The organism is Kitasatospora sp. NPDC023120 (assembly GCF_055560835.1).
Genome location: NZ_JBVHHY010000010.1, coordinates 57,245 through 71,896 on the forward strand (window position 1 = coordinate 57,245; position 14,652 = coordinate 71,896).

A 14,652-nucleotide genomic window follows, 5' to 3' on the forward strand; every position below is an offset into this window, starting at 1 on the left:
TCACCGGAAGACTACTCGCTGATACACCAGTTCGGAGGTCGTTTTCGGCCAGGCCGTCGCAGGCGCTCGGGCGCAGGGCGATCAGGACGGTCGGCCGGGCGGGACCAGTCCGGATTGGTAGGCGATCGCGACGAGTTGGGCGCGGTCACGGGCGTCGAGCTTGGACATCGCCCGGTGCACATGGGTGCGGACCGTGAAGGGGCTGACGAACATCCGCTCGGCGATCTCCTCGTTGGTGAGGCCGGTGGCCGCCATCGACATCACCTCGCGCTCGCGGGCGGTGAGGACGGCGAGCCGCTCGCTCACCGGGCCGGCGGCGCCCGGGTCGGGCTGGGCCAGGAACTGGTCGATCACGGCCCGGGTGGCGGCGGGCGAGAGCAGGGCGTCTCCGGCCGCGACGGTACGGACGGCGGCGAGCAGCTCCTTCGGGTCGGCGCCCTTGCCGAGGAAGCCGCCGGCGCCCGCGCGCAGCGCCTGGGCCACGTACTCGTCGATCTCGAAGGTGGTGAGGATGAGCACCCGGGTACCGCACAGCTCCTCGTCACCGCAGATCGCGGCGGTGGCGCCGAGGCCGTCGGCACCGGGCATCCGGATGTCCATCAGGACGATGTCGGGCTTGGTGGCCCGGGCGAGCGCGACGGCCTCGTGCCCGTCGGCGGCCTCGCCGACCACCTCCATGTCCTCCTCCGCGTCGATCAGCATGCGGAAGGCACCGCGCAGCAGGGCCTGGTCGTCGGCGAGCAGTACCCGGATGGTCATGCGTGGTCCCTGTCCTCTCGAACGGCGCGATCCTGTCGTTCCGTTTCGTGCGTGGGAGCGGCTTCGGGCGTGCGGGCCGCTTCGTGTGTACGGGCGGCACGCGTGATTCGGGGGCCGCAGTGCGGTGCGGCGCCGCCTCGCCGAACGGCGCGATCCCGTCCCCCGGCCGCTGTTCCCCCGGCTGCCGGTCCACCGACGACCGCGCTGCCGGTGACCGCGTCGGCCTGGGCCGGGCCGTCGTCGCGGGCTCCGGTGCGCAGGGGCAGCTCAGCGGTGACCAGGAAGCCGCCGTCGGACTGCCCGTCGGCGCTGAGCCGGCCGCCGACCGCGCCGGCCCGCTCCCGCATGCCGATCAGGCCGAAACCGCTCTCGCCCGGGACGGGCTCGGGCAGCAGCGCGGCCCGGGGGCGCCCGGTCGCGGTCGGGCGGCCGTTGGCGACGCTGACCGTGACCCGGCTCTCGCTGTAAGCGAGGGTGACCTCGGCGTCGGCGCCGTGGGCGTGCTTGGCGACGTTGGTCAGCGACTCCTGGACGATCCGGAAGGCGGTGAGGTCGACGCCGGGCGACAGCGACCGCGCTTCACCGCGGACGGTGAGCCGGACCGGCAGCCCGGCCCGTTCGAAGGAGCCGATCAGCTCGGGCAACCGGTCGAGGCCCGGGGTGGGCTCCAGCGGGGCGGGCTCCTCGGCGCGACGCAGCAGGCCGACGGTGGCGCGCAGCTCCTGCAGGGCCGAGCCGGTGGCGTCGGTGATGTGGCTGAGCACCTCGCGGGCCTGGACGGGGTGGCTGTCCATGAGGTGGACGGCGATGCCGGCCTGGGCGTTGGCGAGGGCGATGTGGTGGGCGACCACGTCGTGCAGGTCGCGGGCGATCCGGATCCGCTCGTCGGCGACCCGGCGGCGGGCCTCCTCCTCGCGGGTGCGTTCGGCGCGTTCGGCGCGCTCCTCGATGGCCGCGAGGTGGGCGCGGCGGTTGCGGATGGAGTCGCCGAGGGCACCGGGCAGCAGGGACCAGGCGAGGACGCCGAGCCGCTCGCCGAGGGAGCCGCCGCTACCGACCGTCAGCGCGATCCCGGTGAGCAGGACGGCACTGGCGATGGAGGCGCGCAGCGCGGTCGCGCGGTCGGTACGGACGGCGAGGAAGTAGAGGGCACAGAGCAGCGGGGCGGCCAGGGCGATGGTCAGCCGGGGGCTGGTGAGCGCGAGCAGGACGGTGCAGGCGAGGGTGACGGCGGTGACCGCCCGGGGGTGTCGGCGGTGACCGAACACGGCGAGCGCGGAGACCAGCCCGAGGACTGCGGAGACCGGGTCGGGGCTGCTGAGGTGGCCGGTCTGGTCGACCGTGGTGCCGATGCCGACGACCGCGATCAGGGCGGCGCCGCCGATCACGTCCAGTCGCCGGGGATGGTTCCGGCGCAGGCGCTGCCAGGTGGTGGTCATGGTGCTGGTCTCCGGGTCGCGAGTCAGGGGCTGTCGGCGCGAGCGGCGACGGCCCCTGACTGCAACGGTAGCGGTGGGCGTGCGGATCAGGGCCCGGCTAGACGGTGACCGACTCCCGGTCCGGGGGCGGTTCTGCGGCGGGCGTCTGCAGCTTGCTGCCCTCCACGTCCACGTCCGGTATGAGCCGGTCGAGTCGGCGCGGCAGCCACCAGGCGCGGCGTCCGAGCAGTGCGAGGACGGCCGGGACGATGGTCATCCGGACGATGAAGGCGTCGAAGGCGACAGCCGCGGCGAGGCCGAGGCCCATCATCTTGATCATCGGCTCGCTCATCCCGATGAACCCCGCGAAGACGGCGATCATGATGAAGGCCGCGGCGGTGACCACCCGGGCGTTGTGCCGGAAGCCGGTGACGATGGCCTTGTCTGGCTGCTCGCCGTGGACGAAGCCTTCGCGGATCCGGGTGACCAGGAACACCTCGTAGTCCATGGCGAGGCCGAAGACCACGCCGATCATGAAGATCGGCATCATGCTCATCACCGGGCCGGTCTGTTCCACGCCGATCAGGTCCGCCAGCCAGCCCCACTGGAAGACCGCGACCACCGCACCGAGCGCTGCGGCCACCGAGAGCAGGAAGCCGAGTGCCGCCTTCAGCGGGACGAGCACGGAGCGGAAGACCACCAGCAGCAGGAGGACGGCGAGGCCGACGACCAGGGCGAGGTAGGGCACCAGCGCGTCGGTGAGCTTCTGCGAGACGTCGATGTTCATCGCCGTCGTGCCGCTGACCAGGATCGTCGCGCCGGTGGCCGACTTCAGGCCGGCGGCGTCGCCGCGGATGGCGTGCACGATGTCCTTGGTCTGGGCCTCGCTCGGGCCGGTCGCCGGTATCGCGTTGAGCAGCGCCGTGTCGCCCGCCTTGTTGAACATCGGCGGCGTCACGGTGACGACGCCGGGCAGGCCGGCGACCTTCTTGGACACCGCGTCGGCCGCCGCCTTCGGGTCGGCGACGCCCTTGGCGTCCACCAGGACGGTCAGCGGGCCGTTGAAGCCGGGGCCGAAGCCCTCGGACAGCAGGTCGTAGGCGCGGCGCTGGGTGGTGGAGGTGGGCTTGGCCTCGTCGCCCGGCAGGCCGAGCCGCAGGTCGAGCGCGGGGGCCGCGAGCACGCCGAGGCCGATCACGCCGCCGAGCAGCACCGCGAGCGGGCGGCGCAGCACGAACCGGGCCCAGCGGGCGCCGCCGTTCTCCTTCGCGGACGCGCGGGCGGTGTCGCCGCCGGCCTTGCGGACCTTGCGCGGCAGCACCTTGCGGCCGAGGAAGCCGAGCAGCGCGGGGACCAGGCTGAGCGCGACCAGCACGGCGATGACGACCGTCCCGGCGGCGGCCATGCCCATCTTGGCCAGCAGCGGGATGCCGACCACGGAGAGCCCGGCGAGGGCGATCACCACGGTGAGCCCGGCGAACACCACCGCGGACCCGGCGGTGCCGACGGCCCGGCCGGCCGCCTCCTCGGGCGTCCGGCCCTCGGTGAGCTCGGCCCGGTAGCGGGAGACGATGAACACCGCGTAGTCGATGCCGACCGCGAGGCCGAGCATCATGGCGAGGGTGCCGGTGGTACCGGACAGGCCGAGGGTGCTGCCGAGCGCGGTGATCAGCGCCATGCCGAGCCCGACGCCGACGACCGCCGTGAGCAGCGGCAGGCCGGCCGCGACCAGCGAGCCGAAGGTGATCACCAGGACGACCGCGGACAGCGCCATGCCGATCGCCTCGCTGCTGCCGCCCGCCTCGGGCTTGGCCATCAGCGCGTTGCCGCCGACCTCGACCTTGAGCCCGGCGCCCCGGCCGTGCTGCGCGGCCTGCTCCAGGGCGTCGGTGGCGCCCTTGGACAGCTCGCCCGCCTTGGCGGAGTAGCTGACCGTCGCGTACGCGGTGGTGCCGTCCTTGGAGACGGCGCCGGCCTTGAACGGGCTGACCGCCCCGGTGACCTGGTCGGCGTGCGCGAGCTCGTCGACCGTCCGCTCGACCGCCTGCTGGTTGGGCCCGGCGGTGATCTTCTGTCCGGAGGGCGCGACGAACACCAGCCGGGCCGAGGCGCCGTCGGCGTGGCCGCCGGGGAAGCGCTCGTTCATCAGGTCGAAGGCCTTCTGCGCTTCCGTGCCGGGCATCGCGAAGCCGTCGTCGGGTGCGGCGGGCGCCTTGGTCGCCAGGACTCCGCAGACCGCCAGCACGGCGACCCAGAGCAAGGTCACCAGCCGGCGCCGGACGAAGGCCCATCGGCCCAGACGGTAGAGGAACGTGGCCACGGGAGAGCGGCCTCCTTCGGACACGGGTGCGGTTCGGACACGGGTGTGGTGCGGACACGGGTGCGGTGCGGTGCGGGTACGGTGCGGTTCGGATGTAGGCGAGGTGCGGCTTTCGGTACGGGGCGTGCCGCGGGCGCGGGCCGTACGCCCCTGAGGACGCGGTCCACCGCAGCGTGACCAATCCTTGATCGCCGACCCCTGCTCCGTCGTCGTCCCTGCGCAGGCCGTTTGCGTACTGCGGACGCAGTACGCCCCTCCCCCGTACGGAGGAGCGCACGCCCGGCGTCAGGAGTAGGCCTCCTACCTGCGGCGGAAGCAGCCGGGTCACCCGTGCGGGTGGCGACGACGGGCCGCGACCCCGCCGGGCGAAGTAGCGTGATGTGCCTGACCCGACCGCTTTCCGTGCGGTTCGGGAGGATCCGACCCGATCGGTGCTGCTCGCGCAGCCCGCCGCCGGAGGTGCCCCATGGGCGTTCCAGCCGCCCGCATCGTGTTCGACGAGAGCGACCGCGCGGCCGTCGCCGAGGCGGTGACCGAGATGCTCACCACCGGCGCCCTCACCCTCGGCCCCTGGACCGAGCGCTTCGAGCAGGCCTTCGCCGCCGAGCACGGCGCCACCCACGCCGTCGCGGTGAGCAGCGGTACGGCGGCCCTGGAGGTGATCCTGCGCACCGTCGACGTCCGGGACCGCGACGTGGTCGTGCCCGCCGTCACCTTCTATGCGACCGCCGGCGCGGTGGTCCACGCGGGCGGGCGCCCGGTGTTCGCCGACGTCGACCCGGCCACCCTCGCGCTCTCCCCCGAGACCCTCGAAGCGGCGCTCACCCCCGACACCGCCGCCGTCGTCCTGGTGCACATCGGCGGGCTGGTCACCCCGCAGGTCGACGCCCTGCGGGCGCTCTGCGACCGGCACGGCATCCCGCTGGTCGAGGACGCCGCGCACGCGCACGGCAGCAGCGTGAACGGGCGCGCCGCCGGGACCTTCGGGCTGGCCGGGGCCTTCTCCTTCTACCCGACCAAGGTCACCACCAGCGGCGAGGGCGGCATGATCCTCACCGAGTCGCCCGAGCTGCGCGACGAGGCCAGGATCTACCGCGACCAGGGCAAGGGGTCCTTCACCACCAACCACCACGTGCTGCTCGGCTACTCCTGGCGGATGAGCGAACTCCATGCGGCGGTCGGCACGGTGCACCTGCGCCGGCTCAAGGAGTTCATCGAGACCCGCCGGGCCGTCGCCCACCGCTACGACGCGGCGCTGGCCGGGCTGGACGGCTTGGAGCCGCTGCTCGAACCGCCCGGCTGCCGCGGCAACTACTACAAGTACGTGGCGCTGCTGCCACCCGGGACCGACCGCGTGGCGTTCAAGCGGGCGGTCGCCGAGGAGCACGGCGTCCGGCTGTCCGGCGAGGTCTACGACCTGCCGCTGCACCTGCAGCCGGTGTTCGCGCCGTACCGGGGCGGACCGCTGCCGGTGGCCGAGGACGTCTGCGCGCGGCAGGTCTGCCTGCCGGTGCACTCCGACATGACGGAGGACGAGACCGAGCAGGTCATCGGGGCCGTCTCGACGGTGTACCGACGGCTGGTCGGCTAGCTGGCCGGAGCGACCGGCCGGAGCGAAGGGAGCAAGATCGTGCGGATAGCCGTCACCGGGGGCTGCGGATTCATCGGTTCACACGTCGTGGACCACCTGATCGCGGCCGGCCACGAGGTCCTCGCGGTGGACACCACCGACAAGTACCTCAACCCCGACGCCGAGCACGCCCGGATCGACGTCCTCGATCTGAAGGCCCTCACCGCCGCGCTGGCCGGCAGCGAAGTGGTCTACCACCTCGCCGCGCTGGCCGACGTCGAGCAGGTCTGCGCCGACCCGGTCCGCGCCGTGCGGACCAACATCGACGGCACCGAGGCCGTCCTGGAGGCCGCCCGGCGCAGCGGCCTCAGCCGGACCGTTCTGGCGAGCACCGTCTGGGTCTACGGCGCCGCCCTCGCCGGCGAACAACTAGGCGGTGAGGAACAGGAGTTGGACGAGCACGTCCCGATCGAGCTGGAGCACAGCGGACACCTGTACGTGGCCACCAAACTCGCCGCCGAGATGCTGGTGCACAGCTACCGCGAGCTGTACGGGCAGCACTTCACCATCCTGCGCTACGGCATCCCGTACGGGCCCAGGATGCGCGACGAGCTGGTCGTCGCCCGGTTCGTCCAGGCGGCCCTGGCCGGACGGCCGATCACCATCGCCGGCGACGGGCGGCAGAGCCGCAACTTCGTCTACGTCGAGGACCTCGCCGACGCCCACGTCCGGGCCCTCTCCCCCGCCGCCGAGGACCAGACCTTCGCCCTCGAGGGCTCCACCGCCGTCTCGGTGCGCGACATCGCCGACACCGTCGACAAGTTGCTCGGGCCCGTCAGCATCGAGCACATCGGCGGCCGGAAGGCCGACTACGCGGGGCGGCGGATCTCCTCCGCCCAGGCCAAGCGGCTGCTGGGCTGGTCGCCGCGGACCAACTTCGCGGACGGCGTACGGCGGTACGCCGACTGGTACCGGGCCGCCACCGCCTCCACCACCACCTGACCGGGGCCCGCCCGATGCCGCACGCCCTGCTGGTCTCCGGCTCGCTCGGCCAGGGCCACGACGTGATGGCCCAGGCCTGTGCGGACACCCTGCGGGACCGCGGCTGGACCACCGACACCGTCGACGCGATGGCCCTGCTCGGCGAACGCTCGGGTGCGGCCGGGGAGGCGGTGTTCCGCCGGTTGCTCGACCTGCCCGGCGTGTACGACGCCTTCCACTTCTCGGCACTGCGGCCGGGCGCGCGGATCGCACTGCTCGCCGACGCGGCTGCCCGGACCAGGCTGGTCCCGGCGCTGCGGAAACTGGTCGAGGCGCAGCGGCCGCAGCTGGTGGTCTCGGTGTTCGCCACTGCGACCTCGGCGGTCAACCGGCTGCAGGAATGGGGGCAGGGGCGGGAGTTCCGGCACTTCGTGTTCTGCACCGACGTGACACCGCACCGGCTCTGGGTCCAGGAGGGAACCGACCTGTTCCTGGTCACCTCGGAGGTCGCCGCCTGCGCGGTGCGGCGCTACCGGCCGGACGCCGACATCGCCGTCGTGCCCGCGCCGCTGCGGCAGCCGTTCTACCGGCCGCCGGGGCGGGACGAGGCTCGAGCCGGACTCGGGGTGCCGGCGGACGCCCCGTGCGTGCTGCTGATGTCGGGCTCCTGGGGGCTCGGACCGCTCGCCCGCACCGCCGCCTCGCTCGCCGCGGCCGGGCCGCACGTGCTCGCGGTGGCCGGGCACAACCCCGAGCTCGAGCGCCGCCTGCAAGCCGCCGCACGCCGACAGCCCCGGCTGCACCCGTTCGGCTACACCGACCGGGTCCCCGCGCTGATGGCCGCCGCCGACCTCGTCGTCACCAGCTCCGGCGACACCTGCAGCGAGGCCCGCGCACTCGGGCGGCGCCTGCTGCTGCTCGACGTCGTCCAGGGTCACGGACGCGACAACCTCCAGCACGAGCTCGAACTCGGCCACGCCGACGTCACCTCGGCCCGCCCGGCCGAAGTCGTCCGCAACGCCCTCGCGGCACTGCGGCGGCCGTCCCCGGAGCCCTCGCCGGGGGCCACACCGGGTCGGTGGGGGGCGGGGTTCGAGGAGGCACTGCGGCGGGTGGGGTTGGGGTAGAGCCGGGGAGGGGGCCACACCGGGACCGTGGGAGGCCGGGTTCGGTGAAGCGCTGCGGCGGGTCAGGGCGGCGGGGGCGTCCGGTTGGTCCGGGACGGACAGGCGGTCGAGGGCACGGCGTGGTCGCGGAGTGGGCCGAGGGTGAGGTGGCGCGTGCGGCAGTGGGTGGCGATCAGGGGGAGGGCGGCGAGGGTGGCGCGCCAGGAGTCGGGGGCGGAGGTGCAGTCGGAGTCGTGGAGGAGGAGGGTCGCGCCGCCGGTGAGGCCGGGGCGGGCGGTCGCGTAGACGGAGGCGCCGGTGGCCTCCGCAGTCCAGTCGCGGCCCCAGGCGGTCCACAGCACGCTGCGCAGGCCGAGACGGTGGGCGGCCGACGCCGGGCCTGCGGTCAGCACGCCGTACGGCGGGCGGTACCAGAGCGGGCGGACGCCGCAGAGGTCGGTGACCGCCTCGGTGGCGCGGCGCAGTTCCCGCAGGTCGCGGGCGGGCGCCGGGTACCACTGCTGCCGGTGGTGCCAGCCGTGGACGGCGACCTCGTGGCCGCGCCGGACCAGTTCGCGGCCGAGTGCCGGAGCGCGCTCCAGCATCGCGCCGAGCAGGAAGAAGGTGGCGCGGGCGCCGAGGTCGTCCAGCGCGTCGAGCACGTACGGGGTGCTGCGCGGGTCGGGGCCGTCGTCGAAGGTCAGCGCGACGTGGCCCGGGGCGGTGCCGTGGCCCGCCGTACGGCGGAACAGGGTGCGGCGCAGCGGCGGGAGGCGGACGGCGGCCGGGGCGAGGTGCAGGAACTCCACTGCGGCCGCGGCGGCGAGGGCCGTGCTCGCGATCGTCACCCCGGGCTCACCCGAAGCGGGAGGCCATCCGACGGAACACGCCCGGCGCGACGCCGTGGATGCGGGCCGGGAAGCCGAGCCAGTGCGGCACGTAGAGGCGGTCGCGTTCGGTGGTGATGGTCGCGACCACGGTGTCGGCGACCCGCTCCGCCGAGACGGGGCGCGGCCGTTCGCGCTGGTAGGGCGTGCCGCGCCGGTCGAAGAACGGGGTGTCCACCGCCCCCGGGAGCACCAGGCGCACGCCCACCCCCGTCCCGCGCAGCTCGTACCAGAGGCTCTCGGCGAACATCGTCAGCCCGCCCTTGGTGGCCGCGTAGCCCGACTCGTCGCGCACGCCGACCTGGCCGGCCATCGAGCCCAGCAGCACGATCCGGCCGTGGCGGCGCTCCAGCATGCCGGGCAGGAGGAGGCGGACCAGGCGCAGCGGGGCGGCGAGGTTGACCTCGATCATCCGGTCCAGGGTGTCGGAGGGGGTGTCCGCGAACGGGCCGCGCCAGCCGAGGCCGGCGCTCGCGACCAGGGCGTCCACCCGGCCGGCCTCGGCCAGGGCGGCGTCGGCGAGGCGGCGCGGGCCGTCCGGCTTGCTGAGGTCCTCGGGCAGGGCCAGGCCGCCGGTGCGGTCGGCGATCTCGTCGAGGCGGGCACGGTCGGTACCGGAGAGCAGGAGCTGCCAGCCCGCCTCGGCCAGGCGGGTGGCGGTGGCGAGGCCGATCCCCGAGGAGGCGCCGGTGATCAGCGCGACGGGGCGCTCGGTCGGCGCCGACCGTCGGGATCGGGGGTGGGGTTCCGATCGGTGTTCCTCCGCCATCGCGCACCTGCCGCTCTGAGGCCATGTCGCCGTCCGTTTTGTCCGGCAAGCCACCTTCGCACGGCGGAGCCGCCCGGGCTACCGGGGCGGGGCGACGGTCGGCTCAGCGGGGTGGAGCGGCGAGCGGCTCAGCGGGGCGGGGCGGCGAGCGGCTCAGCGGGGCGGGGCGGCGGGCGCCGCCTCGGTGTGCGGGTGTCCGGCCGACAGTTCGGCCGACTCCCCCTCCAGTTCACCGAAGCGGGACAGCAGGAAGGTGCCGCCCACCGCGACCGCGAAGCCCGTCAGCGCGCACCACTCGAATCCGGGGCGCGCGGCGTCGCCGAGCGCCACCACCCCGACCAGGGCCGGGCCGAAGGTCTCGGCCACCGTCCCGGCGGCGGTCGCGGCGGTCACCGTGCCGCGCTGCAGGGCCAGCGCGTACGCGAGGTAGCCGCCGAGGCCGCCCACGACCAGGGCGTAGGTGGCGGGGTCGGTGAGGACGGCGAGCAGGCTGGAGGCGTCCAGCACGCGCACCGCGAGGCTGGTCACCCCGAAGCCGGCCCCGGCCAGCAGGCCCAGCCCGGCGGCGGCCGCGTTGCCCGACCGGCGCACCAGGAGGAGGGTGGCGGGCACCATCACGGCGGTGGTGACGAGCAGCGACCAGTGGAACGCGGCCGGGGCGTGGTTCCGGCCGTCCTCGCCGGAGCCGAGGGCCAGCAGGGTCAGCCCGACGACGACGGCGAGGATGCCCGCGACGTCCGCCCGGTGCAGGCGCGCTCCCAGCAGCCAGACGGCGGCCAGGGCGGTGACGGCGAGACTCGCGTTGGTGACGGCCTGCACCAGGAAGAGGGGAAGGGTGCGCAGGGCGACGATGCTCAGCACGAAGCCGACGATGTCCAGCAGCGTCCCGACCAGGAACTGCCAGGACCGCACCAGCGCGGCCAGCAGGCCCGCCCGCACCCGGTCGGCACGCGGAGCCGACCGCGCCCCGCGCGCCTGGAAGACCGCCCCGAAGCCGAAGCAGACGGTCGCGACCAGCGCCGTGGTGAGTCCCAGCAGCATGCGTCTCCCAGCGTCGCGGGACAGCATCGGTTCACCACCAGTCTGTGCCCGGGGAGACGGGGGTGCACAGGAGGGAGAGGCGGGGTGGAGGAGGCCCGGCGCGGCGGGGGCTCCCGGGTGGAACGGGTGAGGTGGAGGAGGCCCGGGAGACGGGGGTGCACGGGAGGCCGAGGCGGGGTGGATGAGGGCCGGCGCGGCAGGGAGCACCGGTGGGACGAGGCAGCGCCCGGCAGGACGGGGCCGGTGCCCGGCGGGGTGGGGTGTCCCCGCCGGGCGGGAGGGGTCAGCCGAGGGCGGAGGCGAGGAGGGTGGCGGTCTTGGCGATGAGGGGTTCGTCCTTCAGGGCGGCCTCGTCGGGCTTGGTGGTCAGGACGGCGAGGACGACAGGCGCGCCGGACGGGGTCCAGGCGATGCCGACGTCGTTGGCGGTTCCGTACCGGCCGGTGCCGGTCTTGTCGGCGAGGGCCCAGTCCGCCGGGAGGCCCTTGCGGAAGCGGTTGGTGCTGGTGGTGTTGCCGCGCAGCCAGGTGGTGAGCTGTTCGCGCTTGGCGGACGGGAGGGCGTGGCCGAGGGTGAGGCGGCGGTAGGTGCGGGCGATGGCGCGCGGGGTGGTGGTGTCGGTGGTGCGGTCCGGCTCGGCAGAGTTGAGCTCGGACTCCCAGCGGTCCAGGCGGGTGATGCGGTCGCCGATCGAGCGGCAGAAGTCGGTGACGGCGGTCGGTCCGCCGAGTTCGCGGAGCAGCAGGTTGCCGGCGGTGTTGTCGCTGTGGTCGATGGCCGCCTTGCAGAGCTCGGCGACGGTCATGCCGTCCGCCAGGTGGTCCCTGGTGACCGTCGAGCTGTCGTTGCCGCCGGACCTCGTGATGTCGGCCGCCGTGTAGTGGATCCGCCGGGCGAGGAACTCGCCGTCCCGGTCGAGGTCGCGCAGGACGGCGGCGGCCGCGAGGGTCTTGAAGACGGAGCAGATCGGGAACAGTTCGTCCGCGCGGTAGCGGATCGTCTCGCCGGTCTGCACGTTCTGGGCGAACACGCCGAGCCGGGCGCCGTGTTCCCGCTCCAGGGCGGCGAGCAGGCGGTGGGTGTCGGAGCCGCTCTCCGCGTACGCCAGTCCGCTGGTCGAGGCCGTGACGGCGACTGCTGCTCCGAAGCCGAGCCCCAGGACGGCTCGGCGGCTGTGGCGGGCTTCCGAAGACTGCGTGGACATGGTTCCCCCTCTATCCGAATGTCGCGGCCGGAGCCGCTTCCTGAGTCACAGGACGCCACTCGCGCCCCGATGGTTCGTCAACGGCGCGAATCGGCAGGGAATCGGAGGGGAACCGACCCGAACGGGTCAGGGCCGGATGGCCACCGCCGCGTACGCGTTCGCCTCCGGGGCGGAGACGGGCGGCTCGTCCGGGGCCGGGCGCCACAGCGGGGTGGGGACGATGCCCGGGGGCAGGAGCGTCCAGCCGTCGAAGAAGCGGGCGAACTCGGGGAGGGTGCGGGCCTGGACGGGCGTGCCGCCGGATTCGTAGATCCGGATGAGGTTGGCGATGTCCTCGGGCGCGAAGTCGGGCGTGGTGTGGGTCATCACCAGGGCGCTGCCGGGGGCGAGGACGGACGTGAGGTGCTCCAGGATCCCGTACGCGCCGTGGGCGTCGGGGACGAAGTGGAGCAGGGCGTTGAGGGAGAGCGCCACGGGGCGGGCGAGGTCGATGGTGTCGCGCAGGCCGGGGGCGGAGAGCAGGCGGGCGACGTCCGTGACGTCGGCCTCGACGTAGGCGGTGCGGCCCTCGGGGGTGCCGGTGAGCAGGGCCTGGGCGTGCGAGAGGACGATCGGGTCGTTGTCGGCGTAGACGACGCGGGCGTCCGGCCGGATGCGCTGGGCGACCTCGTGGAGGTTGGGCGAGGTGGGGATGCCGGTGCCGATGTCGAGGAACTGGTCGAACCCGGCTTCGGCGAGGACGCGGGTGGAGCGGTGCATGAAGGCGCGGTTGGCGTGGGCGCCGGTGCGCAGCCAGGACGCGACGGCGAGGGCGCGTCCTGCGGCCTCGCGGTCGGCGGCGAAGTTGGTGAAGCCGCCGAGGAAGTAGTCGTACATCCTGGCCGAGTGCGGCACGTTCAGCCGCAGGTCCACCCCGTCGTAGAGTCCCATCGCGTTTCCCCCTCGGCACCGTGCGCAACCGATCGCATTGCTGCCCACGGTAGCCGGGGGGCAATCACGGCTGGAGCGATTCAATCAGTCACCAGATCCCATGAGATGACAATCTGTATTCGCTTTGCAGCCTGGAGTGACAGGCCTGATGGAATGAGGATGGGCGCGGACAGCCCGACCCTCGGGTGGCGCGGTGAGCAGCCGGCGGCCACGGAAAGCAGGCTCGATGACGATCGACAGGGGTGCCCCCGTGCACGGGTACCGGGGCGGGACGGCAGTGGACTGCACCGGCGGGACGCGGCCGGAGCGAACGGGCGGCGCGGACCTCGGCCTGCGCCTGGACCTCACCTACTCCGCGTTCTGCGAGACGCACGAACCCGCCTGGCACGCCCTCGCGTTGACCAGGATAGGCAGCCAGGCCGACGCCGCCCTGGTGGTCGAGGCCGTGAAGGCCGACCTGGCCCGCTGCTGGCCGCAGGTGCTGCGCTTCGAGGAACCGGCCGCGTACGCCTGGCGGTTGGCCAACCGGCACGTCTCGGACTGGGTCGCCGCCGAGGAGCCGGTAGAGGTGGAGGCGGTCACCTTCGCGGCGGTGATCGGCGCGTTCAAACAGGTGGCGAACGGGCTGCTGCACAGCGAGGCGGACGAGGTGCGGCTGTACGCGGCGATCCTCGAACTGCCGGACCGGCAGCGGGACGTGGTGATCCTGCGCTACCTGCTGGGACTGCACGTCAAGGTGATCGCGGCGTACCTGGGACGGCCGGTGGCGACGGTGCACTCCAATCTGCGGCACGCTCGCGAGCGGCTGGCGCGCCGGCTCGGGGTGGGCGAACTCCCGGACCGCGGAGGTGAACTGTGACGGACGCCTGGCCGGCCGAGCCGTCGGGCGGGGCGTGTACGGCGGGCGGGGGGCGCGCGGTGTTCCACGTGCCCCGGCCCGAACGCGCCCATGCCGAGCGGATCGCGCAGGTGCGCCAGGCCCGGCTGACGGCCGCGCCGACCCACCTGCCCTCGGAGTACGAGCAGGCCTCCTTCGAGCTGGGGCTGGTGGTGGCGCTGGTGCTGGGCGCGCCGGACGCCTCCCGCGGGCTCGACCTGCTGGTGAACGCGCGCCGGATCCAGCCGGAGGGGGCGGAGGTGTTCGGCGCGCTGCTGTACGCCACCGGCAAGGAGGAGGGAGCGGAGTTCTGGTGGCGCTTCGCGGCCGGCTCGGGCAGCGGGACGGCCGCGTACTGCCTGCACCTGCACCACCTGATGCTCGGCGAGACCGACGACGCCGACTACTGGCGGGCCTGGTCGGACCAGCTTTCCGCCGCCGAACGCCCGCCCGGTCCACGGGCGTTGTGGATGAGCAGACCGCTGCTGCCGGAGGCCGTGCGCCGCGACATCCTGTCCCGGGTGCATCGGGGGCTCGCTCCGCAGCTGCCGCCCGCGCTGGTGGCGGTGATCGACCGGCTGCCACTGCAGGGCGACGACGCGGAGGAGGTCCCGAGCCCGTGGGGGCTCACCTCGGGGGCGACCGCCGCCTGCTCGTGGGACCTCGCCTGGGGGCTCGCCGACGACGAGGACGGCGCGCCGGCGTGAGCGGCGACCACGAGGACGGCGCGCCGGCGTGAGCGGCGATGACGCGGAGGAGTGAACGGCCGACGGCGGCCCGCGGTCATCCC

Annotated in this window: 13 protein-coding genes; 5 read left to right on the forward strand and 8 right to left on the reverse strand. The window is 74.2% G+C overall.

Features of this window, described 5'->3' with window-relative positions:
- Positions 1 to 81: 81 nt before the first annotated feature.
- From ACZ3TI_RS16460 to ACZ3TI_RS16470, 3 genes are all read right to left on the reverse strand, one after another.
- The gene (locus ACZ3TI_RS16460) at positions 82 to 759 is read right to left on the reverse strand and encodes a response regulator transcription factor (RefSeq protein WP_465726896.1); all 678 of its coding nucleotides are present in this window, start codon (positions 757 to 759) and stop codon (positions 82 to 84) included.
- The gene (locus ACZ3TI_RS16465) at positions 756 to 2,198 is read right to left on the reverse strand and encodes a sensor histidine kinase (protein ID WP_465726897.1); all 1,443 of its coding nucleotides are present in this window, start codon (positions 2,196 to 2,198) and stop codon (positions 756 to 758) included. The genes ACZ3TI_RS16460 and ACZ3TI_RS16465 overlap by 4 nt, the downstream gene beginning before the upstream one ends.
- Before the next feature lie 97 nt (positions 2,199 to 2,295).
- The gene (locus tag ACZ3TI_RS16470; RefSeq protein WP_465726898.1) at positions 2,296 to 4,497 is read right to left on the reverse strand and encodes an MMPL family transporter; all 2,202 of its coding nucleotides are present in this window, start codon (positions 4,495 to 4,497) and stop codon (positions 2,296 to 2,298) included.
- Between the two features lie 466 nt (positions 4,498 to 4,963).
- Here ACZ3TI_RS16470 and ACZ3TI_RS16475 point away from each other — a divergent pair, with 466 nt between their 5' ends.
- From ACZ3TI_RS16475 to ACZ3TI_RS16485, 3 genes are read left to right on the forward strand one after another with little or no spacing between them, the layout of a single operon-like run.
- A complete protein-coding gene (locus tag ACZ3TI_RS16475) occupies positions 4,964 to 6,088 on the forward strand; it encodes a DegT/DnrJ/EryC1/StrS family aminotransferase (RefSeq protein WP_465726899.1) in 1,125 nt (374 codons plus the stop codon).
- Between the two features lie 39 nt (positions 6,089 to 6,127).
- Entirely contained in the window at positions 6,128 to 7,069 is a 942-nt protein-coding gene (locus ACZ3TI_RS16480; protein WP_465726900.1) for an NAD-dependent epimerase/dehydratase family protein, read from the forward strand.
- A 14-nt stretch (positions 7,070 to 7,083) separates the two neighbouring features.
- Positions 7,084 to 8,175, forward strand: coding sequence for an MGDG synthase family glycosyltransferase (locus ACZ3TI_RS16485; RefSeq protein WP_465726901.1), 1,092 nt, complete (start codon positions 7,084 to 7,086; stop codon positions 8,173 to 8,175).
- A gap of 62 nt (positions 8,176 to 8,237) precedes the next feature.
- Here the strand turns inward: ACZ3TI_RS16485 and ACZ3TI_RS16490 are convergent, their stop codons facing one another.
- The 5 genes from ACZ3TI_RS16490 to ACZ3TI_RS16510 form a co-directional block, all read right to left on the reverse strand.
- Entirely contained in the window at positions 8,238 to 9,002 is a 765-nt protein-coding gene (locus ACZ3TI_RS16490) for a polysaccharide deacetylase family protein (protein WP_465726902.1), read from the reverse strand.
- A gap of 7 nt (positions 9,003 to 9,009) precedes the next feature.
- Positions 9,010 to 9,810 carry an SDR family NAD(P)-dependent oxidoreductase gene (locus ACZ3TI_RS16495; protein WP_465726903.1) on the reverse strand — a complete coding sequence of 267 codons (801 nt, stop codon included), beginning with the start codon at positions 9,808 to 9,810 and terminating at the stop codon, positions 9,010 to 9,012.
- A 153-nt stretch (positions 9,811 to 9,963) separates the two neighbouring features.
- Positions 9,964 to 10,851 (reverse strand): DMT family transporter, encoded by an 888-nt coding sequence (locus tag ACZ3TI_RS16500; RefSeq protein ID WP_465726904.1) that lies wholly within the window; start codon positions 10,849 to 10,851, stop codon positions 9,964 to 9,966.
- 283 nt (positions 10,852 to 11,134) lie between these two features.
- Complete coding sequence (bla, locus tag ACZ3TI_RS16505; RefSeq protein ID WP_465726905.1) at positions 11,135 to 12,055, reverse strand: class A beta-lactamase; 921 nt, start codon at positions 12,053 to 12,055, stop codon at positions 11,135 to 11,137.
- A 126-nt stretch (positions 12,056 to 12,181) separates the two neighbouring features.
- Positions 12,182 to 12,985, reverse strand: a complete 804-nt coding sequence (locus tag ACZ3TI_RS16510) for an SAM-dependent methyltransferase (protein ID WP_465726906.1) — start codon at positions 12,983 to 12,985, stop codon at positions 12,182 to 12,184.
- A gap of 226 nt (positions 12,986 to 13,211) precedes the next feature.
- Between ACZ3TI_RS16510 and ACZ3TI_RS16515 the strand changes: the two genes are divergently transcribed.
- Both ACZ3TI_RS16515 and ACZ3TI_RS16520 read left to right on the forward strand, forming a co-directional pair.
- Positions 13,212 to 13,844, forward strand: a complete 633-nt coding sequence (locus tag ACZ3TI_RS16515; RefSeq protein WP_465726907.1) for an RNA polymerase sigma factor — start codon at positions 13,212 to 13,214, stop codon at positions 13,842 to 13,844.
- Positions 13,841 to 14,569 (forward strand): hypothetical protein, encoded by a 729-nt coding sequence (locus tag ACZ3TI_RS16520; RefSeq protein WP_465726908.1) that lies wholly within the window; start codon positions 13,841 to 13,843, stop codon positions 14,567 to 14,569. The genes ACZ3TI_RS16515 and ACZ3TI_RS16520 overlap by 4 nt, the downstream gene beginning before the upstream one ends.
- Positions 14,570 to 14,652: the final 83 nt, after the last annotated feature.